The organism is Rhodoferax sp. GW822-FHT02D07, assembly GCF_058802405.1.
In genome coordinates, this window is record NZ_JBXAOD010000003.1 from 235,910 (window position 1) to 254,687 (window position 18,778).

The window sequence follows — 18,778 nt, forward strand, 5'->3', positions numbered from 1 at the left end:
CCCTCATGGAAATTGCGCAAACAGCTACCAATTTCATAGCAAATCAGGCCAGCACACGGTGTTGCAGCGAAGGCAACTGGCTGCGGACCTGCTGCAGGCGGGCGGCATCGCAATCCGCCAGCACTACGCCTGGCCCCTGCGCCTGCTGCGCCAGCACCTGACCCCAGGGGTCAATCACCAGGGACTGGCCCCAGGTGCGTCGCCCGCTGGGATGCACTCCGCCCTGGGCCGCAGCGGCCACAAAGGCCAGGTTCTCGATGGCCCGGGCGCGCAGCAGCACCTCCCAGTGCGCCTGGCCCGTGAGGTGGGTGAAGGCGCTGGGCGCCAGGATCAGGTCCACCCCCTGCGTGGCATAGGTGCGGTACAGCTCGGGAAAGCGCATGTCGTAGCAAACGCTCATGCCCACCTGCCAGGTGTGGCCGTCCTTCGAGGGCAGCGCAAACACCGTGGGCGTGTTGCCACGCTCCAGCACGCGCGACTCGTCATAGCTCTCGCTGCCGTTGTCGAAGCGGAACAGATGGATCTTGTCGTAGCGCGCCACGCACTCACCCTGGGGGTTATAGGCCAGCGAACTGTTGAAGACGCGGTCGGGCTGCTCGGCCGTCAAAGGGAGCGTACCTGCCACGATCCACAGACCCAGCCGGCGCGCCGTCTCGGCCAGAAAGTCCTGCATGGGACCGCTGCCAAAAGGCTCCTGGATGGCCAGCTTGTCAGAGTCAAGCCGGCCAATCAGGCAAAAATATTCGGGCAACACGGCCAGTTCGGCACCGGCCGTAGCAGCCTGCTCCAGCAGGGTTTGGGCTTGCCGGAGGTTGTCCGACAGCTGTTCGGTGGACACCATCTGGAGGGCGGCGACTTGCATGGGAATACTCCTTAGGGGCGACGTTCGACCTTGGTGACCTTGGGGTCCAACCAGGTTCCGTCGATGGTGAACTCCTGGGTGGCAGCGTTGACCAGCGGGCCGCGCAGAATGAGCTGGGCCAGGAAGGTGCTCAGGCCAACCACGGGGTTGATGATGCTGGCGAGCACCGAGGCGCTACCGGCATTGATCTCGGGCACCACCACCACGCGCAGGTTCTGGGTCTCCTTGGCAATGTCGGCCTGGCCGTCCATCAGCACCGCAGCGTTCACACCCTTCATCTGCAGGTTGCTGGTGCGGGCAATGCCCTGCTCGATGGTGATGTCGCCACGGAAGAAGTCAAACGCGAAGCCCTCGCTGAACACATCGCGGAAGTCCAGCGTGAGGCGACGCGGCAGGGATTGCAGGCTCAGCACGCCCAGCAGCTTGGCAATACCCGGGTCGGCCTTGAGGAACTGGCCGGTCTCCACATTGACATTGAACTTGCCCGCCATGCTAGCGTAGTCCACCGAGAGGGGGGCGCCCAGCCAGGCCACCTGGCCCTCGACCTTGCCCTTGCCCTTACGCACCACATTGGCCATGCCAAAGCGGTTCAGCAGCTCGCCGGAGTCATGGATGTCCAGCGTGAAATTGAGCACCGTGCGGCGGCGCTCCTTGGCATTGCGGGTGGCACTGGCACCGCCCAGGGCCGTCCAGTTGCCGCTGGCAGTCAGCGAAGCCTCGGGCGTCTGGATGTTGAAACGGTTGAGTCGCCATTCGCGGGCGCCAGTGCTTCCCAGGTTGACCGCCTCAATATCCACCCGCCCCAGCTTCTTGCCCCGCAGTTCAAACTCTTCAACCTCCACGTCCAGTGCCGGGATGCTGGTGGGCTGGTCGTCTAGCAGGTTCTCCACATCCTGCGCCGCGCTCTGCCCGATAGCCAGGCGCGCCAGACGCGCATACAGGCGCCCGGCATTGGCGCCGGAGGGTTGGCGGTATTCCACATACCCGTTGAGTTCGGAGGCATCGAGGTTGGCGCGCCAAATCAGGCCGTCACGCCCGCCGCCCACCACCAGGTTGTGCAACTTGCGCCCCCCAACCGTGAGTTCCTTGGTACGCACCGCCAGCACCGTGGGCAGGTAGCCCATGGCCGGCGCATTGCTGCCCACGGCCAGGCCGCCGGTCGAAGCGGTGCCGCCCCCAGCCACCCGCTCCAGCACATCGCTCCAGGCATCCGCGTCCAGCGTGGACATGCTGACGTTGGCCACCACGCCCTCGTCGGGCAGCGGCGCCGACTCATCGTCGGCCAGCCCTAGCGCAATGGCCCCGCGCAACACGCGTGCATGCGGCCCGGACACATCACGAACATAGGTCGCCGACACTAGTCGGCCGAGCTCCAGACGCAATTGCTCATGCATCTGCGTATTGCTGCCACCGGCCGCTACGCGCTGGGTCGTGCTCTCTACCCGCAGAGGCTGGGCCTGTTCTGCGGGCTTGGCAAAAGGTGCAGGCAGGTTCAAGGCCATGCCCACCAGACTGGAGTTGAGCTGCCATTCCAGCGCCCCGCCGCGCAAGCCCAGCGTCACGCTGTAAGGCGTGGACCCGCGTAGGTCGGCCGCCAGGCGCGCCAGTGGCCCCATTTCCTTGGCCTGGCGCAGGCCCTCGGCCGTGGCCGTGCCCTGGATACGCAGACTGGGCGGTGCAGCGGCCCCGCTGCGAGCCGGTGTGGCAGCGGCGCTTTGCAGGTGCAAACCACCGTCAATGCGCAAGTCTCCGCCCACAGCGCGGGCCAGGCCGCCGGTGACGGTAAAGCTCGATTCGGTAAACGCCACCGTGCCACGTGCACGCTGCAGGCGCGGCGTATCGGCCGTGATTTGCAGGTCATTGCCCGCCAGCACGATGCTGCCAGCCACCGTGGCGCGGTTCACATCGGTGATGGGAAAGCCCAGCTTGAGCTTGTAGTCGGCCATGCCCGTGGCACTGGCGGTGGCCAGCACGTTGTCCAGCAGGCCACCCAGCGGTGAGCGGTTCACCACGCCCAGTGCGTCGGCCAGCGGCCCCTTGGCCTCGGCTGTGACCTGCAGCTGCGCTCCGCCGTAGATGTGGGTCATCAGCCCCTCGGACTTGCCCAGCTGCAATGCGGTACCGGCCAGCATGCCCCGCTCGACCTTGGCCTGCAGGGTGGCATGGTCAATGACCAGCTCGCCATACAGCTGCTGCAGGGCCGGCCAGGGCAGGCTGTCCTTGGGCAACAGGTGGGGCGGGACAAAGGCGAAGGTCGCGTTCTGCACATTGCCCGAGATGCGGAAATCGCCCTGACGGGCGTCTTCGAACGGGAAGCGCGCCAGATCGCCCTTGAGCTTGAACTTGACCCCGGTGGCCGTGCCCGCCACCACGGCTGCGCGCACATAGTCGCGCACTTCCTTGTCCATCTCCAACGGCATGTAGCGGTGCACCCGCGTTCCCTCGGCCCGGGCCATATTGCCCTGCAGGTCCAGCACACCCGGCCCGTGCGGCGCGGACTGCCATTTGAACTGCAGATCACCCTGGGCATCGGCATTGGCAAAACGCACATTGCTGCCCGATACCGTCAGGCCCGAGGCGCCCTCGCGCTGCCACTGCAGATCGGCCCGCAGTTGCTCAAAGAACACCGGGCCATCTTCCAGAATGCCATGGGCGTCGAACACGCCCTTGTCCAGGCTGAGCTGGGCCTTGCCACCAGCCTGGTTGAAGTCAAAGTCCACGTCCAGCCCCTGCACACCGGGGCGCAAGGCCTTGCCATCCGTTTGCGCCGGAACGGTCAACTGGCTCAACCGGCCCTTGACTGCATAGGTTTCAGGCTGCTCCAGCGGACCACGCCACTGCCCTTGCACCTGCTCCACCAGGCCACGCGCTGCCGTGCGTTCCAGGGCCTCATGCACCGCGTCGCCCAAGGGCAGACGCTGCGCGATTTCGCCCATGGCTGCCAGGTCCAGCCGGTCCGCCACGACTTCGCCATGGGCCGGGTTGCGGCCCTCGGCATCGAAGCGGCGCAGCAGCACATTGCCGCCGGGCCAGCGCAAGCCGTCCTCGGTTTCAAACTGCAGGGCCTGCGTGAAGATCTCGGAGCCGCCCGGCAATCGCTGCGCCCCCACCCGGCCCGACACCGTGCGCAGTGCCAACACCGGCAGGCTGGCATCGGTGGTGACGCGCACATCCGCCATCTGCACATCGGCCGTGGCGCCCGTCAGCCCCCCGTGCTTGACGTCCACCCACGCGCGCAGGGCGCCCCGGCCCTGGGCCAAGTCCACCCCGAAATCCACGTAGCGGCGCAGATGCGCCAGATCCACTTGCGGGAAGCTGGCATGGACCTGTCCGTCCCAGTCCTGCCAATGGCCGCCCCCGCGCGACAGCAGGGGCTCCCGGAAGATGCCGCTCAGGGTGAAGCGGTCACCCCAGGCTGTGGGAGCCTGTGCGTCCAGGCGCATGGAATGGGTCAGCAGGCGCTTGCGCAGCACCAGGTTCACTTCCTGCAGGGTCAGCGCCGGAGCGCCACGCAGCTCATCCGTCCACTGCACGGTGCCGCCCACAATGGCCAGCTCGGGCTGGGACAGCACCCAATCCAGCGCCGGGCTGTCCTCGCCACTGCTTTCGGGCAAGGGCATGCCGGCAATCCAGAAGCGGCCGTCGGCAGCGCGGCGGATGTCAAGCACTGGCGCGGAGATATAAAGCTGCTCTACGCCCATGCGCAGCAAGGAGTGGGGCGAAAGCGCCGCTTTCACCGAGGGCAGCAACAAAGCCTCACGGCCCATGGGGTCGAGCAGGCGCACCTGGCTCAGCTCAATCGAGGGGATCAGCCCGTTGGACACAGCGGAGATTGCACCAATCTGGACGCGGGTTCCCAGCGTGTCGGAGACCCGCTGCTCCAGCCACGGGCGAAGTTCGCCGATTCGGGGCACAATCCCAAAATGCAGTCCCGCCCAAGTCAAACCCAAAGCCAGCCACCCCGCCAACAGCAGGCGCAGCGCCCATTTTGCGGCCACGGCTGAGGCCTTGAGCCAAGGCGTTGGGGCAGGAGTCAATTCATTCATCGTGCAATCGGGACTATGTCAGGAATTATGACCCGCAATGGGCAACTGGCCCGCTCTGAGGGCTCCCGCTTCGGGCAGCGGATTCGCCGCCGTTACGAAGCCTATTTGCATCTCTGCGAAAACAGCGCCCTGCAACGTGAAGACCTGCGCCATCTGCTGACCACCCTGCGCAGCGAAGGCCTGGACGCCGGCGCGGCGCTGCGGGTCACCCGGCAATTGGCCATGGAACGCCTGCTGCGCATGGACTGCGACGAGCGGGCCGGCCTGGGCGAAGTCACCCGTGTAATGACCGAGCTGGCCGAGCTGGCGCTGGACCAGGCGTACTGCGACAGCTACGCGGCGCTGGAACAGCAATTCGGCACACCCCGCACCCCGCAGGGCGAGCCCTGCCAGCTCTGCATCATCGGCATGGGCAAGCTGGGGGCGCGCGAACTCAATGTCTCCAGTGATATCGACCTGATCTACGTCTACGACCAGGATGGCGAGACCAGCGGAACGGCGGACGGACGCGGCCGTATCTCCAACCAGGAATTCTTTGCCCGGATGGTCAAAGCCATCTATGCCCAAGTGGGCGACACCACGGAGCACGGCCTGGTTTTCCGCGTGGACCTGGCGCTGCGCCCCAATGGCAACTCCGGTCCACCGGCCGTGTCCTTGGGCGCGCTGGAGGAGTATTTCCATGTACAGGGTCGGGAGTGGGAGCGCTTTGCCTGGCTCAAGAGCCGGGTGGTGGCACCGGCCCATGCCATCGGATCGTCCTGCGCGCAGCAGCTGCGCGGTGTGGTAGTGCCCTTTGTGTTCCGCCGCTACCTGGACTACAACGTGTTTGACTCGCTGCGCGGCCTGCACCGCCAGATCCGCGACCACGCCGCCAAGCGCAGCGCGGGACGCCCCGAACGCAGCAACGACGTAAAGCTCTCGCGCGGCGGCATTCGCGAAATCGAATTCACCGTGCAGCTGCTGCAGGTGGTGCGCGGCGGCCAGTACCCCGAGCTGCGCACCCGACCCACGGTGAGCGCGCTGCAGCGCCTGGTCCGCGCCGGGCTCATGCCCCAGGGCACGGCCGATGCGCTGTCCGAGGCCTATGTCTTTCTGCGCCAGGTGGAGCACCGCATCCAGTACCTGGACGACCAGCAGACCCATGTGCTGCCTACCGACGAGGCCGATCTGGACTGGATTGCCCAGACCCTGGGCCTGAGCAACAGCACGGCCCTGCTGCAGGCACTGGACCAGCACCGCGAGTTGGTGGCGCAGGAGTTTGACGCGCTCTTGGGCGGCCCGCCTGGGGAATGCAAAGGCAATTGCAACAAGGGCGGTGGTGCCACAGCGCCCGAACTAGAAAGCCTGCTGGGCCATCTGGAAGGCCGCTTCCAGGCGCGCATTGCGCTCTGGCGCGAGCACCCGCGCGTGCAAGGCTTGAAGGAAGAATCGCGCGCACGCCTGCTGCGTCTGGTGCAGCGCAGCGCGCTGTGGCTACGCGAAGGCCGGGTCAGCGAGGAAGCCTGCGTGCGCCTGGCCGACTGGATGGAGCCGCTGCTGCGCCGCGAGAGCTACCTGGCCATGCTGCTGGAGCGCCCCAAGGTGCACGAACGCCTGCTGCGCATGCTGGGCACGGCGCGCTGGCCAGCCCACTACCTGCTCAAGCACCCCGGCGTGATCGACGAACTCGCCAGCAACGCCATCCTGGAAGAGCGCTTTGACGCGGCGGCCTTTGAAGAGGACCTAGAGCGCCGCCTGCGCGCGCTGCAGGGCAGTGCCGAAGACGATGACGAGGCGCTGCTCAACCTGCTGCGCCGCGCCCACCATGCGGAGGTGTTTCGCATCCTGACGCGCGACGTGGAAGGCCGCCTCACCGTGGAACAGGTCGCCGACGACCTGAGCGCGCTGGCCGAGGCCGTGCTGCGCACCACCACGCGCTGGTGCTGGGCACGGCTCAAGGCCCGGCACCGCGAGGAACCGCAGTTCGGCATCATTGCCTACGGCAAGCTGGGCGGCAAGGAACTGGGCTACGGCAGCGACCTGGACATCGTCTTCCTCTACGACGACGAGGACGAGCGTGCCAGCGAGATCTACGCCGCGCTGGTGCGCAAGCTCATCAACTGGCTGACCGTCAAAACCGGCGAGGGCGACCTCTACGAGATCGACACCGCGCTGCGCCCCAACGGGAATTCCGGCCTGCTGGTCACCAGCTTTACCGCCTATGCCAACTACCAGGAACAGCGTGGCAGCAACACGGCCTGGACCTGGGAACACCAGGCCATGACGCGCGCACGCTGCGTGCTGGGCAGCCCCGGCCTGCGCCAGCGCTTTGATACGGTGCGCGAGAACGTGATCCGTACGCCGCGCGATGCGGACGCCCTGCGCACCGAGATTGAAGCCATGCGTGGCAAGGTGCGCAGCGGCCACCCGGACAGGGACGGCCACTACGACGTGAAACACAGCCGCGGCGCCATGGTGGACATCGAGTTTGCGGTGCAGTACTTGGTGCTGGCCGAAGGCCGCAAGCACCCGGAGCTGCTGGACAACGTGGGCAACATCGCCCTGCTGCAGCGCGCCCAGGCCTGCGGCCTGTTGCCCGCCCCGGTGGGCGAGGACGCGGCTGGCGCCTACCGCGTGTTGCGCCAGATCCAGCACCGGGCCCGGCTCAACGAGGAGCCGACCCAGGTGGACGCCGAAGCCGTACAGTCCGAACGCGCCGCCGGTCTGGCCCTGTGGTCCGCGGTCTTCAAGAAAACGTAGGCAATTGAGCCGCAGCCCGCATCAGATGTGCGCAAGTAGCTACTGATTCAATAGCAAATCATGCGCGCATTTCTCTGGATGACCGGTGCCCTGGTCTCGTTCTGCCTGATGGCGATTGCAGGGCGGGAGCTGGCCGGCAGCGTGAACACCTTCCAGATCCTGCTGACGCGCAGCGTCATCGGTCTGCTGGTGGTGAGCGCCATCATCCTGAAGAGCGGCCAACTCGAACGCTTCCGCACCCGACGCACCCGGCTGCATGTAGGGCGCAACCTGTGCCACTTCGCCGGGCAGTACGGCTGGTTTCTGGGCCTGGGCCTGCTGCCGCTGGCGCAGGTGTTTGCGCTGGAGTTCACAACCCCGCTGTGGACGCTGCTGATTGCCGCCGTGCTGCTGAAAGAGGCCCTGACCGCGCGCAAGGTAGTGGCCATTGCGCTGGGCTTACTGGGCGTGGTCGTGATCCTGAATCCCGGTGGCGAGATGGTCAGTGCTGCCTCGCTGTACGTTCTGGCGGCCGCCGTGTTCTACGCGCTGGCCCATGTGTCGACCAAGGCTCTCTCCACCACGGAAGACCCGCTCACCGTGCTGTTCTACATGTGTCTCGTGCAGCTACCGCTGGGGTTGGTGCTCGGTGCCTCCAGCCTGGTGCTGCCGACGCCGGGCCAATGGGTCTGGCTCACGCTGGTCGGCCTGACCGCGCTCAGCGCCCATTTCTGCATGACGCACGCGATGAAAACCGCTGAGGTGAGTGTGGTGGTGACGCTGGACTTCCTGCGCCTGCCGCTCATCGGCGTGGTGGGCATGCTGCTGTACGCCGAAGCCTTCAAGCCGCTGCTGCTGGCCGGGGCCGCCCTGATGCTGGTGGGCAACCTGGCTAACCTCTACCAGCCCCGCCCCAAGCCGGTGGACTGAACGTCGCGAATCAGCCCGCGCGGATGCGCTGTACCAGCTTGGTGGTCGAGTAGCCGGCCACAAAGGGGAGCGCCAGCGCATGGCCGCCCCAGGATTCAACCAAACGCGTTTCAGGCAGCTTGGCCATGTCGTAATCACCGCCCTTGACCAAAATGTCGGGCCGGATGCGCGCGATGATCTCAACCGGCGTGTCTTCACCAAACCAGGTCACCAGACTCACCGCCTCCTGGCTGGCCATAACGATGGCGCGGTCCGCATCGGCATTGAGCGGACGGTCATCGCCTTTGCCCAATCGTTTGACGGAAGCGTCTGTATTGAGCGCCACGATGAGGCTGCCGCCCAGGGCGCGGGCCTGGGCCAGGTACATCACATGGCCGCGGTGCAGCACGTCAAAGACGCCATTGGTGAACACCCAGGGGCGCGGCAGCCGGGCCAGCGCGGCCTCCAGCCGCTCCGGCGCAGAGGCATCCACAATTTTCTGAAGAAATGCGGGAGCTTGGTCGATAGAGGACATGCGGGCAATGCTAGCAGCATGGCGCCTGCGCCCGTGGGGCGCCATTGCATAATCCGCCGACCTGTATGCACCTCGTTCCCATTAACATCGATTCGATCCGCCTGGGCCAGCCCTTGCCCTTCCCCCTGATGGACAAGGACGGAGTCCTGCTCGCGCGCAAATCCTTCGTGATTGGCTCGCGCCGCGAGCTCGATGAAATCTCTCTGCGCGGCGGCGGGCTTTACATCGACGTGGCCGATTCGGAGGCCCGGCATCGCGCCTATGTGGAACACCTCTATGACCTCGTGCGCGAAGACAAATCGCTGGGCGAGATTGCCGGTACGCAGATTTCGAACGATACCGCGAGCGCTCGCCAGGCCGAGCAGGACGACCGCATGGACTGGCTGGACCTGCAGGAGATTGCCAACTCCCTGTTGCGCGACAGCCAGCCCGCTTCCTTTGCTGACCGCATCACACGCCTGCTGCGCCAGCTGGAACGCCACAGCCAGCGCAACCCCGACGGCACGCTGTTCGCACTGATTTACCTCTCCGCCACCGACACCCGGATGTACAGCGCCACCCACGCCATGCTGGTGGGCGTCATGTGCAGCCTGGCGGCCAAGGACGTGCTGAACTGGTCCGCCGACGACCAAGCCTTGGTGATGCGCGCCGCGCTGACCATGAACGTGGCCATGACCGATCTGCAGGACCGCCTGGCCCTGCAGGCCGAGCCCCTGAACCCGGCGCAACGCGCGGCCATCGACACCCATGCGCACCGCTCAGCCGACCTGCTGCGCGGCCTGGGCGTGGGCGACCATGACTGGCTGGAGGCCGTCACCGGCCACCACACGCAGCCTGCAGGTCCTCTTGGCGGACGCAGCCGCGCACAACGTGTGGCCCGGCTGATCCAGCGCGCCGACATGTTTGCCGCCCGGCTGGCTCCGCGTGCGGCACGCGCACCGCTGGCACCCGCCGCCGCCATGCAGGCCTGCTATTTCGACGAGAACAAGGCAATTGACGAAGCGGGCGCGGCACTGATCAAGGCCGTGGGCATTTACCAGCCCGGCTCCTTCGTGCGGCTGGCAACCAATGAAATTGCGGTAGTGATCAAGCGGGGTGCCAACACCACTACCCCGCGGGTGGCCGTGCTGCTTAACCGGGCAGGTCTGGCCACCGTAGAACCCACCATCCGGGACACCGGACTCAAAGACCACCGCGTCGTGGCCAGTGTGGCCCACCGCGATGTGAAGGTGCAGCTCAATCTGGAGCGGCTGCTGCCGCTCACCGCTGCCCCGGCCTCAGACCGGCCGTGGTGACACGCCTTCCAGGCTGGCGCTGAGGTCGCGCGCCAGTTCCTTGCGGAATTTGTTGAGTTCCTGCACGCTCTTGAAGCTGCGGTCCATAAGCAGGCTCATGTTGTGCAGGATGCGCTCGACCACCCTGGTCTCCCACACGGAGTCGAACTTGATCTGCGTGTCCAGCCAGTGCTCCAGCCACTCGGGGTTAGGCAGGCGGCTCTGGATGGTGTCGCGCGGGAACAGGGCCTTGTTCACATGCAGGTTGGTCGGGTGCAAGGCCTGGGCCGTGCGGCGGGCCGATGCCATCAACACACCCACCTTGGCAAACGCGCCCTTGGCCTCGTCGCCGAACTTGGTAATCGCACGCTTCATGTAGCGCAGGTAGGCACCGCCATGGCGGGCTTCGTCCTGGCTCAGCGTGGTGTAGATGTGCTTGATCACTGGTTCGGTATGCCACTCGCTGGCACGGCGGTACCAGTGGTTGAGGCGAATTTCGCCGCAGAAGTGCAGCATCAGTGTTTCCAGCGCGGGGGCGGGTTCGAACTCGAAACGCACCTCGTGCAGCTCCTTCTCGGTCGGCGCCAGGTCGGGGCGGAAGCGCTTGAGGTACTCCATCAGCACCAGCGAATGCTTCTGTTCCTCGAAGAACCAGATCGACATGAAGGCGGAGAAGTCGCTGTCGTCCTTGTTGTCACGCAAGAACATCTCGGTGGCCGGCAGGGCCGACCACTCGGTGATCGCGTTCATCTTGATGGTCTGGGCCTGCTCGTCGGAGAGGCGTCCGGCATCGAAAGACGCCCAAGGAATGTCCTTGTCCATGTCCCAACGGACGGACTCCAGCTGTTTGAAGAGTTCAGGGTAAAGCATGGGGACCTTTCAGTTCCAGTTCGCGCGAATTCTAGACGCGCTATGTGTCAGGGCCTTGACAGAGCCGTGACGGCATTAGGGTCTTTATTGCAATGCAGCATCAAACTGCCTTGAAAACTCATTGCGATAAAAAAATACCACTCAGTCACAAAATTACTTTATAGTTTAAACCATTCACTTCACAAGCGCTTGCAGCACTGCCCCCATGAAAGTCGCCATCGTTGGTTCCGGTATCTCTGGCCTGGCAACGGCCCATGCCTTGCGGGGCCAAGCCGAGATCACGCTGTTCGAAGCTGGCAACTACTTTGGTGGCCACACGCATACGGTCGATGTGACGCTGCCTGGCCCGAATAGCCCGGTCACGCATGGCGTGGACACAGGCTTCCTCGTGTTCAACGAACGCACCTACCCGCATCTGATCGCGCTGTTTGCCGAACTGGGCGTGGAGACTGCCAAGTCCGACATGTCCTTCTCGGTGCAGGTACCGGGCGCCAAATCCGGCGGACCGCTGGAATGGAATGGCGCCACGCTCAACACTGTGTTCGCCCAGCGCAGCAATCTGTGGAACCCGCGCTTTGTGCGCATGCTGCGCGAGGTGCTGCGCTTTAACGAACTGGCCACCGGCATTGCCGTGCGCAATGCCGAGACGGAGCTGGTCCAGCCCCTGTCCGATTTCCTGGCGCAACACCGCTTCTCCCACGAATTCCGTGACTGGTACCTGCTGCCCATGCTGGGCTGCATCTGGAGCTGCCCGACCGACCAGATGCTGCAGTTCCCGGTGGCCACCATGGTGCGCTTCTGCCACAACCACGGCCTCATTCAGGTGAACCACCGTCCGCAATGGTGGACCGTCACGGGTGGTGCCCGCCACTACGTGCAGAAAATCATCGCCCACATTCCCGACAAGCGCCTGAACTGCCCGGTGGAGCGCGTGGAGCGGGACATCCACGGCGTGCACATCACCAGCCGGGGGCAGACCGAGCGCTTTGACAAGGTAGTGCTCGCCAGCCACTCCGACCAGTCGCTGGCACTGCTGGCCGATGCCACGGCGCAGGAGCGCGCCACACTGGGCGCCATCCGCTACCAGGCGAACCACGCGGTGCTGCATACCGACACCAGCGTGCTGCCACGCACCCGCCGCGCCTGGGCCGCCTGGAACTACGAACGCAGCGCCGACGGCACCCAGGATGGCTCCCGTGTCTGCCTGCACTACCTGCTCAACATGTTGCAGCCCTTGCCCTTTGCGCAGGAGGTCATCGTGTCGCTGAATCCGGTGCGCGAGATTGCCTCCGCGCATGTGCACGGCCGCTTTGACTACGCCCACCCGGTGTTCGACCTCGCCGCCATCCGCGCCCAAGGCGAAGTGGACGCGCTGCAGGGCCAGCGGCACACCTATTTCTGCGGCGCCTGGACCGGCTATGGCTTCCACGAAGACGGGCTCAAGTCCGGTCTGCACGTGGCCCAGCGCCTGCAGGCCCTTCTGGCGGCGGGCATCTGATGCAAGCCACAGATGCAGCACCGCACGCCCTGCTGGGGTTTGGGCAGGTGCGCCATACCCGCCTGCGCCCGGTGCGCAATGCGTTCGCGTATGGCACCTACTTCCTCATGCTGCCCATGCGCAGCCTGCAGGCGCAGGGCCCCGGCGTGCTCGCGCGCAACCGCTGGGCGCCGCTGAGCTTTTACGACAGCGACCATGGCGACGGCAGAGGCCCTGAACAAGGCGGCGCCTTGGGCTGGCTGGATGCACTGCTACACGCCCAAGGCATCCACGATGCCGAGGGCGAAGCCTGGCTGCATTGCTACCCTCGCGTGCTGGGCCATACCTTCAAGCCCGTGAGCTTCTGGTACTGCCACCGCGCCGACGGCAGCCTGCGCGCCATCGTGGTAGAGGTGAACAACACCTTTGGCGAGCGCCATTGCTACCTGCTGGACCAGCCCCGCTATGGCGCCGAGCTGCGCGCGGACAAGGTCTTCCACGTGTCGCCCTTCTGCCCCGTGGAAGGCGGCTACCGCTTCCGCTTCCTCTTGACCACCAATCTGCTGCGCACCGTGGCCCGCATTGACTACGACGATGCACAGGGCCCGCTGATTGAAACGAGCGTGAGCGGTGTACTGGAGCCTCTGAACGCCCACAGCGTGCGCCGCGCGCTGTGGACCTACCCCGCCATGACGCTGGGCGTGGTCGCGCGCATCCACTGGCAGGCGTTGCGGCTCTGGCTCAAGCATGTGCCGTTTTTCCGCAAGCCCGCGCCGCCTGCCCACCTGACCAGCCGCCAGCCCCCTTTGACCGACATTTGACTGACGTGTGAGACGCCCATGACCACCCGCACCATTTCCTCCCCCACCTTCGCGCTGCCGCCCGGCACACCCACCGCCGCGCGCACCGTGCTCAAGCTCTTGCAACACCTGCGCCACGGCAGCCTGACCGTGCAGCTGCCCGACGGCAGCATGCAGCGCTTTGGTGGCGAGGCCTTGCCGCACGCCAGCATCCAGTTGCACAACTGGAATGTCTGCAGCGCAGCGTTGAAGTCGGGCGACATTGGCTTTGCCGAGAGCTTTATTGCCGGCGACTGGAGCACGCCCAACCTGACCGAATTGCTGCGCGTGCTGGTGAAAAACCGCGCCGAGGTGGAAGGCGTGATCTACGGCACCTGGGCCGGGCGCCTGCTCTACCGCATCAAGCACCTGCTCAACCGCAACACCAAGGCCAACAGCCAGAAAAACATCCATGCCCACTACGACCTGGGCAACGCCTTCTACACACTGTGGCTGGACGAGACCATGAACTACTCGTCCGCCATTTTTGCGGGCAACACCGACCAGCCCATGGCCGAGGCGCAAAAGGCCAAGGTACGGCGCGCCCTCTCCATGGCTGGCGTGCAGGCGGGCGACCGCGTACTGGAGATTGGCTGCGGCTGGGGCGCGCTGGCTGAAATGGCCACTACCGAATTCAACGCCTCCCTGACTGGCGTGACGCTGAGCACCGAGCAACTCGCCTTCGCACGCGAACGCATGCAACGCTTTGGCGTCCAGGACCGCGCAGATTTGCGCCTGCAGGACTACCGCGACATTACCGACGCACCCTTCGACGCCATCTGTTCTATCGAAATGGTGGAAGCCGTGGGCCGCGAGTACTGGCCCACCTACTTTGCCAGCGTGGCCAAGCTGCTCAAGCCCGGCGGGCGCGCCTGCGTGCAAAGCATCGTCATCGACGACGCGCTGTTTGAGCGCTACATCCGCTCCACCGATTTCATCCAGCAGTACATCTTCCCCGGCGGCTGCCTGCCCTGCCCGCGCGAATTCCGCACCCAGGCGCGCGCTGCGGGCCTGGAGGTGGTGGACGAATACGCCTTTGGCCACGACTACGCCGAGACCCTGCGCCGCTGGCGCGATGCCTTCCTGGCCGAGCGCGAGCGCGTGATGGCGGCTGGGTTCGATGCGCGCTTCATATTGATCTGGGAGTTCTACCTGGCCTACTGCGAGGCGGCCTTTGACGAACGCAACATCGACGTGGTGCAGTACACGCTGCAAAAGCGCGCGGCCTGATCGCGTCAAACCCCACCAACCCCGACCATGCGCAACGCCCCACCCACCCGCCGGACCCTGCTGCGCTGGAGCGCGGGCTTGGGGGCCGTGCGCGTAATGAGCGTGGGAATGGCGCAAGCCGCCACGCCCCCCGAAGTGCAAGCCCAGCTGCCACAGGCCAAGCCCGCTGGCAGCACGCGCATGCGCTTCTTCGGTCTGTCCATCTACGACGCGCGCCTGTGGGTGGCGCCGGGCTTTGAGCCCGCGCGCTATGCGGCGCAGCCCCTCGCGCTTGAGCTGCGCTATCTGCGCGCGCTGGACGGCACAGCCATTGCCAGCCGCTCGCTGCAGGAAATGCGGCGCGGCGGCGCCATCGGGAACGACACGGCACAGCGCTGGCTGGCCGAGATGCAGGCCGCTTTTCCCGACGTGAGAGAGGGTGACCGCATCACCGGCCTGCACCAACCCGAAGGCGGGGCACGCTTCTACTTCAACGGCCAGTTGCGCGGCACCGTGGCTGACCCCGCGTTCAGCGAACGCTTCTTCGGCATCTGGCTCGCGCCCTGGACCAGCGAACCCCGGCTGCGCGGCGAACTGCTGGCGGGCCTGACGCCATGAGCCACCCCCCCCGCTTTGGCTGGCAGGCCGGCTGGCGCTACGGCCTCATGGGCTTGCCGCTGGCCTTTGTGGCGCTACCGCTTTACGTCACGCTGCCCAACCACTACGCGCGCGAATTCGGCATGCCGCTGGCCACCTTGGGCGCCGTGCTGCTGGGTGCGCGTTTGCTGGATGCCTTCATCGACCCGCTGCTAGGTCGCTGGGGCGATGCACTGTTTGCCCGCTCCCTGCGCGCCGTGCTGCTGGCGGGCGCTGTGGCCTGCGGGCTATTGGGCCTGGGCTTTGCGCTGCTCTTCTTCCCACCGCTGCGGGAGCAGGGCGCACTGTTGGCCTGGGCAGCTAGCTGCCTGGTCCTGACTTACACGGCCTACAGCGCCCTGAGCCTGTTGCACCAAGCCTGGGGCGCGCGGCTGGGCGGTGACGCACAGCAGCGCAGTCGCGTGGTGGCTTGGCGCGAAGGCCTGGGGCTGCTGGGCGTGGTTTTGGCATCGATTACGCCCCTAGCCCTTGGTTTACCTGCGACAGCAGCTCTCTTTTTAATAGCGCTTGGCGCAGGCTGGTGGGCCTGGACCGCGGCCTGGCGCCCCAGCCTGGGCGCTGCGGGCTTCTCGGCCGGTCGCCCGCTCTCGGTCTGGCTGCCCTTCACGCGTCCGGCCTTTCGTGCGTTGCTGGCAGTGTTTGTGGTCAACGGCATTGCCAGCGCCGTGCCCGCCACGCTAATGCTCTTCTTCGTGCAGGATCGCCTGCAGGCCCCCGCCCGCCTGGAGCCGCTGTTCCTGGGCAGCTACTTTGTCTGTGCCGCCCTGGCCCTGCCCCTGTGGCTGCGCCTTGTGACTCGCCTGGGGTTGGCGCGCACCTGGCTGGTGGGCATGCTGTTGTCCATCGCCGTGTTCGTCTGGGCCACACAACTGGGCCCCGGTGACCACCTGGCCTTTGGCGTGGTCTGCGCGCTGGCAGGCGTGGCCCTGGGCACCGACCTGGCCTTGCCCGGCGCCCTGCTGGTCGGCACCATCGCCGCATCGGGCGACCAGGGCCGCACTGAGGGCGCCTACTTTGGCTGGTGGAACTTCGCCACCAAGCTCAACCTGGCGCTGGCTGCCGGCGTGGCCCTGCCGCTGCTGGGCCAGTGGGGCTATACGCCCGGCACCCGCGACCCCGCTGCGCTGCAGGCCCTCACCACCGCCTACTGTCTGCTGCCCTGCACCCTCAAGGTGCTGGCGGCGGGCCTGCTCTACACCCTCATCCTTCGGAGAACCCCATGAAACGACGCCTGCTTCTGGGTGCCGCAGGCACCCTGGCTCTGGCTGGTTGCGCCAGCCAAGGCATTGACCAGTACACCAGCGAAAAGCCGGTCCTGGACCTGCAGCAGTACTTCAACGGCGTACTCGATGCGTATGGCGTGTTCACCGACCGCTCGGGCACCGTGGTCAAGCGCTTCACCGTCGTGATGCGATGCAGCTGGCAGGGTGACGACGGCGTACTGGATGAAGACTTCAGCTACTCCGATGGCACAACGCAAAAGCGCATCTGGCGCCTCAAAAAGCTGCCCGATGGCCGCTACACCGGCACCGCCGGCGATGTGGTTGGCACCGCCCAAGGCCAGGCACGCGGCAACGCCTTCTACTGGACATACACCTTGCGGCTACCGGTCGACGACGCAGTCTACGACGTCACGTTTGACGACTGGATGTACCTCATGACCGACACCGTGATGCTCAACAAGGCAACGATGTCCAAGTTCGGCGTGCGGCTGGGCGAGGTGACGCTGTCCTTCACCAAGCGCCCGTAGATTGAAGCTTTATTGGCACTTAACCCTCATAGATATTGCGCAAGCAGCTATCAAAACCAGAGCAAGCAGCAGACCACCATGCCCCTAATTTCACCCCTGAACCCACCCCTGCGCGACTGGCATGGCAAGACGGTCTGGATCGTCGGCGCCTCCAGCGGCATCGGGCTGGCCACTGCGCAGGCCCTGCACGCGCAGGGCGCGCAGGTGGTGGTGTCGGCGCGCAAGGCGGCGGCGCTGGAAAACTTTGTCGCCGCCCACCCCGGCAGCACGGCCCTGCCCATGGACGTGACAGATGCGGAGGCTGTGCGCGCCGCGGCCGGGCAGCTGCTGGCGCGCGGTCCGCTGGACTGCGTGATGTACTGCGCGGGCCACTACGCCGCCATGCGCGCCACGGCGCTGGACCTGGCCGACATGCAGCGCCACACAGCGGTGAACTACACCGGTGCCCTGTACTTGCTGGACGCCGTGTTGCCCGCCCTGCTGGCGCGCGGCGCAGGCCACATTGCGCTGGTGGGCAGCGTGGCGGGCTACCGCGGTCTGCCGCAGAGTCTGGCCTATGGCCCGACCAAGGCCGCGCTCATCCACCTGGCCGAGACGCTCTACCTGGACCTGCACGGCAAGGGCATTGGCGTGTCGCTCATCAACCCCGGCTTTGTGCAAACCCCGCTGACGGCGCAGAACGATTTCGACATGCCCGCACTGCTCACACCGGTGCAGGCCGCGCAGGCCATTCTGGCGGGCTGGGCGCGGGGCCGGTTTGAGATCCATTTCCCCAAACGGTTTACGCTGGGCCTGAACCTCCTGCGCCTGCTGCCCTACCGGGCCTACTTCCATCTGGTACGCCGCGCCACCCTATGAACACCTCACCCGCCACCGAAGCCGCCGTGACCCGCGTAATTGGCTTCTTTGAAACGCTCACGCCTGCATCGCTGGCCGACATCCCGCAGGTTTACACCCCGGACGCCCAGTTCAAGGACCCCTTCAACGCGGTGCGCGGACACGAGGCCATCACCCGCATCTTTGCCCATATGTTTGAGACGCTGGAGGCGCCGCGTTTTGTGGTGCGCGAACGTATCGTGCAGGGCCAGCAGTGTTTTCTGGCCTGGGAATTCCGCTTTCGCTTCCGGCGTTTCCAGCGGGGGGAAGAACAGGTGATTGTGGGAGGCTCGCATCTGGTGCTGGACGCGGCGGGCCGGGTCACGCTGCACCGCGACTACTGGGACGCGGCGGAAGAGCTGTACGAGAAATTGCCCCTGGTGGGCGGGCTGATGCGCTGGCTGAAAAAGCGCGCAAACAGCTAGGCAAGAAGAGGAGAGAAGGGAAATCAGCGCCCGGTAGCGTTGACCTGCTGGCTACCGAACTTGCTCCCCTGGAAGTCCTGGTGAAAGTCCACCGGGCGACGCGGTTCCCACCAAGCGCGCAGGGAAGCAAACACATTGCGACAACCGGTGCACTTGTACTCCCCCGTGGGCTTGAGCGCACCATTGGCCGCGCGATCAATCACCGGCTGGTAGCTGGTGGCACCGCATTCGCGGCACTTGTAAACGGTTTTGAAAGTCGCCATGGTGGCGCGACTTTAAGCACAGGCAAGGGTTTTGGCCAGTGTTTTTGTGTAATTCCGTGTAAAAACAG

At 65.7% G+C, this 18,778-nt stretch carries 16 protein-coding genes; 11 read left to right on the forward strand and 5 right to left on the reverse strand.

What is annotated here, in order from left to right:
• Nucleotides 1-43: 43 nt before the first annotated feature.
• Nucleotides 44-862: a carbon-nitrogen hydrolase family protein gene (locus tag AC1RNN_RS09255; RefSeq protein WP_493088391.1), complete on the reverse strand. Its 819-nt coding sequence runs from the start codon at nt 860-862 to the stop codon at nt 44-46.
• A gap of 11 nt (nt 863-873) precedes the next feature.
• On the reverse strand, nt 874-4,860 hold the full coding sequence (locus AC1RNN_RS09260) for a YhdP family protein (protein WP_493088393.1): 3,987 nt from the start codon (nt 4,858-4,860) through the stop codon (nt 874-876).
• A 63-nt stretch (nt 4,861-4,923) separates the two neighbouring features.
• On the opposite strand from AC1RNN_RS09260, the gene glnE reads away from it, so the two are divergent.
• Together glnE and AC1RNN_RS09270 are read left to right on the forward strand one after the other, a co-directional pair.
• Complete coding sequence (gene glnE, locus AC1RNN_RS09265) at nt 4,924-7,647, forward strand: bifunctional [glutamate--ammonia ligase]-adenylyl-L-tyrosine phosphorylase/[glutamate--ammonia-ligase] adenylyltransferase (RefSeq protein ID WP_493088395.1); 2,724 nt, start codon at nt 4,924-4,926, stop codon at nt 7,645-7,647.
• Nucleotides 7,648-7,707: 60 nt separating this feature from the next.
• On the forward strand, nt 7,708-8,556 hold the full coding sequence (locus AC1RNN_RS09270) for a DMT family transporter (RefSeq protein WP_493088397.1): 849 nt from the start codon (nt 7,708-7,710) through the stop codon (nt 8,554-8,556).
• A 10-nt stretch (nt 8,557-8,566) separates the two neighbouring features.
• Here the strand turns inward: AC1RNN_RS09270 and AC1RNN_RS09275 are convergent, their stop codons facing one another.
• A complete protein-coding gene (locus AC1RNN_RS09275; protein WP_493088399.1) occupies nt 8,567-9,070 on the reverse strand; it encodes an adenylyltransferase/cytidyltransferase family protein in 504 nt (167 codons plus the stop codon).
• Between the two features lie 65 nt (nt 9,071-9,135).
• On the opposite strand from AC1RNN_RS09275, the gene AC1RNN_RS09280 reads away from it, so the two are divergent.
• Nucleotides 9,136-10,365 carry an HD-GYP domain-containing protein gene (locus tag AC1RNN_RS09280; protein WP_493088400.1) on the forward strand — a complete coding sequence of 410 codons (1,230 nt, stop codon included), beginning with the start codon at nt 9,136-9,138 and terminating at the stop codon, nt 10,363-10,365.
• On the opposite strand, the gene AC1RNN_RS09285 is transcribed toward AC1RNN_RS09280, so the two are convergent.
• Nucleotides 10,348-11,214 (reverse strand): ferritin family protein, encoded by an 867-nt coding sequence (locus AC1RNN_RS09285; protein ID WP_493088402.1) that lies wholly within the window; start codon nt 11,212-11,214, stop codon nt 10,348-10,350. The two genes, AC1RNN_RS09280 and AC1RNN_RS09285, sit on opposite strands and share 18 nt — an antisense overlap.
• A 205-nt stretch (nt 11,215-11,419) precedes the next feature.
• Here AC1RNN_RS09285 and AC1RNN_RS09290 point away from each other — a divergent pair, with 205 nt between their 5' ends.
• From AC1RNN_RS09290 to AC1RNN_RS09325, 8 genes are all read left to right on the forward strand, one after another.
• Nucleotides 11,420-12,712, forward strand: a complete 1,293-nt coding sequence (locus AC1RNN_RS09290; RefSeq protein ID WP_493088404.1) for an NAD(P)/FAD-dependent oxidoreductase — start codon at nt 11,420-11,422, stop codon at nt 12,710-12,712.
• Nucleotides 12,712-13,512 carry a DUF1365 domain-containing protein gene (locus AC1RNN_RS09295; RefSeq protein ID WP_493088406.1) on the forward strand — a complete coding sequence of 267 codons (801 nt, stop codon included), beginning with the start codon at nt 12,712-12,714 and terminating at the stop codon, nt 13,510-13,512. The genes AC1RNN_RS09290 and AC1RNN_RS09295 overlap by 1 nt, the downstream gene beginning before the upstream one ends.
• A gap of 18 nt (nt 13,513-13,530) precedes the next feature.
• Nucleotides 13,531-14,760: a class I SAM-dependent methyltransferase gene (locus tag AC1RNN_RS09300; protein WP_493088407.1), complete on the forward strand. Its 1,230-nt coding sequence runs from the start codon at nt 13,531-13,533 to the stop codon at nt 14,758-14,760.
• A gap of 27 nt (nt 14,761-14,787) precedes the next feature.
• A complete protein-coding gene (locus tag AC1RNN_RS09305; protein WP_493088409.1) occupies nt 14,788-15,357 on the forward strand; it encodes a chalcone isomerase family protein in 570 nt (189 codons plus the stop codon).
• The gene (locus AC1RNN_RS09310) at nt 15,354-16,619 is read left to right on the forward strand and encodes an MFS transporter (protein ID WP_493088411.1); all 1,266 of its coding nucleotides are present in this window, start codon (nt 15,354-15,356) and stop codon (nt 16,617-16,619) included. Before AC1RNN_RS09305 ends, AC1RNN_RS09310 begins: the two co-directional genes overlap by 4 nt.
• Nucleotides 16,616-17,146 (forward strand): DUF3833 domain-containing protein, encoded by a 531-nt coding sequence (locus tag AC1RNN_RS09315; RefSeq protein WP_493088413.1) that lies wholly within the window; start codon nt 16,616-16,618, stop codon nt 17,144-17,146. The genes AC1RNN_RS09310 and AC1RNN_RS09315 overlap by 4 nt, the downstream gene beginning before the upstream one ends.
• A 78-nt stretch (nt 17,147-17,224) precedes the next feature.
• Nucleotides 17,225-18,004, forward strand: coding sequence for an SDR family NAD(P)-dependent oxidoreductase (locus AC1RNN_RS09320; protein ID WP_493088415.1), 780 nt, complete (start codon nt 17,225-17,227; stop codon nt 18,002-18,004).
• A complete protein-coding gene (locus tag AC1RNN_RS09325) occupies nt 18,001-18,447 on the forward strand; it encodes a nuclear transport factor 2 family protein (RefSeq protein ID WP_493088417.1) in 447 nt (148 codons plus the stop codon). The genes AC1RNN_RS09320 and AC1RNN_RS09325 overlap by 4 nt, the downstream gene beginning before the upstream one ends.
• A 23-nt stretch (nt 18,448-18,470) precedes the next feature.
• On the opposite strand, the gene AC1RNN_RS09330 is transcribed toward AC1RNN_RS09325, so the two are convergent.
• Entirely contained in the window at nt 18,471-18,710 is a 240-nt protein-coding gene (locus tag AC1RNN_RS09330) for a hypothetical protein (protein WP_493088419.1), read from the reverse strand.
• Nucleotides 18,711-18,778: the final 68 nt, after the last annotated feature.

Bases quoted from the DNA above. Each gene is read 5' to 3' on its own strand.
- AC1RNN_RS09275 (WP_493088399.1), bottom strand. From the start codon at position 9,070: ATGTCCTCTATCGACCAAGCTCCCGCATTTCTTCAGAAAATTGTGGAT.
- AC1RNN_RS09285 (WP_493088402.1), bottom strand. From the start codon at position 11,214: ATGCTTTACCCTGAACTCTTCAAACAGCTGGAGTCCGTCCGTTGGGAC.
- AC1RNN_RS09310 (WP_493088411.1), top strand. From the start codon at position 15,354: ATGAGCCACCCCCCCCGCTTTGGCTGGCAGGCCGGCTGGCGCTACGGC.
- AC1RNN_RS09295 (WP_493088406.1), top strand. From the start codon at position 12,712: ATGCAAGCCACAGATGCAGCACCGCACGCCCTGCTGGGGTTTGGGCAG.
- AC1RNN_RS09290 (WP_493088404.1), top strand. From the start codon at position 11,420: ATGAAAGTCGCCATCGTTGGTTCCGGTATCTCTGGCCTGGCAACGGCC.
- AC1RNN_RS09255 (WP_493088391.1), bottom strand. From the start codon at position 862: ATGCAAGTCGCCGCCCTCCAGATGGTGTCCACCGAACAGCTGTCGGAC.
- AC1RNN_RS09325 (WP_493088417.1), top strand. From the start codon at position 18,001: ATGAACACCTCACCCGCCACCGAAGCCGCCGTGACCCGCGTAATTGGC.
- AC1RNN_RS09330 (WP_493088419.1), bottom strand. From the start codon at position 18,710: ATGGCGACTTTCAAAACCGTTTACAAGTGCCGCGAATGCGGTGCCACC.
- glnE (WP_493088395.1), top strand. From the start codon at position 4,924: ATGTCAGGAATTATGACCCGCAATGGGCAACTGGCCCGCTCTGAGGGC.
- AC1RNN_RS09305 (WP_493088409.1), top strand. From the start codon at position 14,788: ATGCGCAACGCCCCACCCACCCGCCGGACCCTGCTGCGCTGGAGCGCG.
- AC1RNN_RS09280 (WP_493088400.1), top strand. From the start codon at position 9,136: ATGCACCTCGTTCCCATTAACATCGATTCGATCCGCCTGGGCCAGCCC.
- AC1RNN_RS09315 (WP_493088413.1), top strand. From the start codon at position 16,616: ATGAAACGACGCCTGCTTCTGGGTGCCGCAGGCACCCTGGCTCTGGCT.
- AC1RNN_RS09270 (WP_493088397.1), top strand. From the start codon at position 7,708: ATGCGCGCATTTCTCTGGATGACCGGTGCCCTGGTCTCGTTCTGCCTG.
- AC1RNN_RS09320 (WP_493088415.1), top strand. From the start codon at position 17,225: ATGCCCCTAATTTCACCCCTGAACCCACCCCTGCGCGACTGGCATGGC.
- AC1RNN_RS09300 (WP_493088407.1), top strand. From the start codon at position 13,531: ATGACCACCCGCACCATTTCCTCCCCCACCTTCGCGCTGCCGCCCGGC.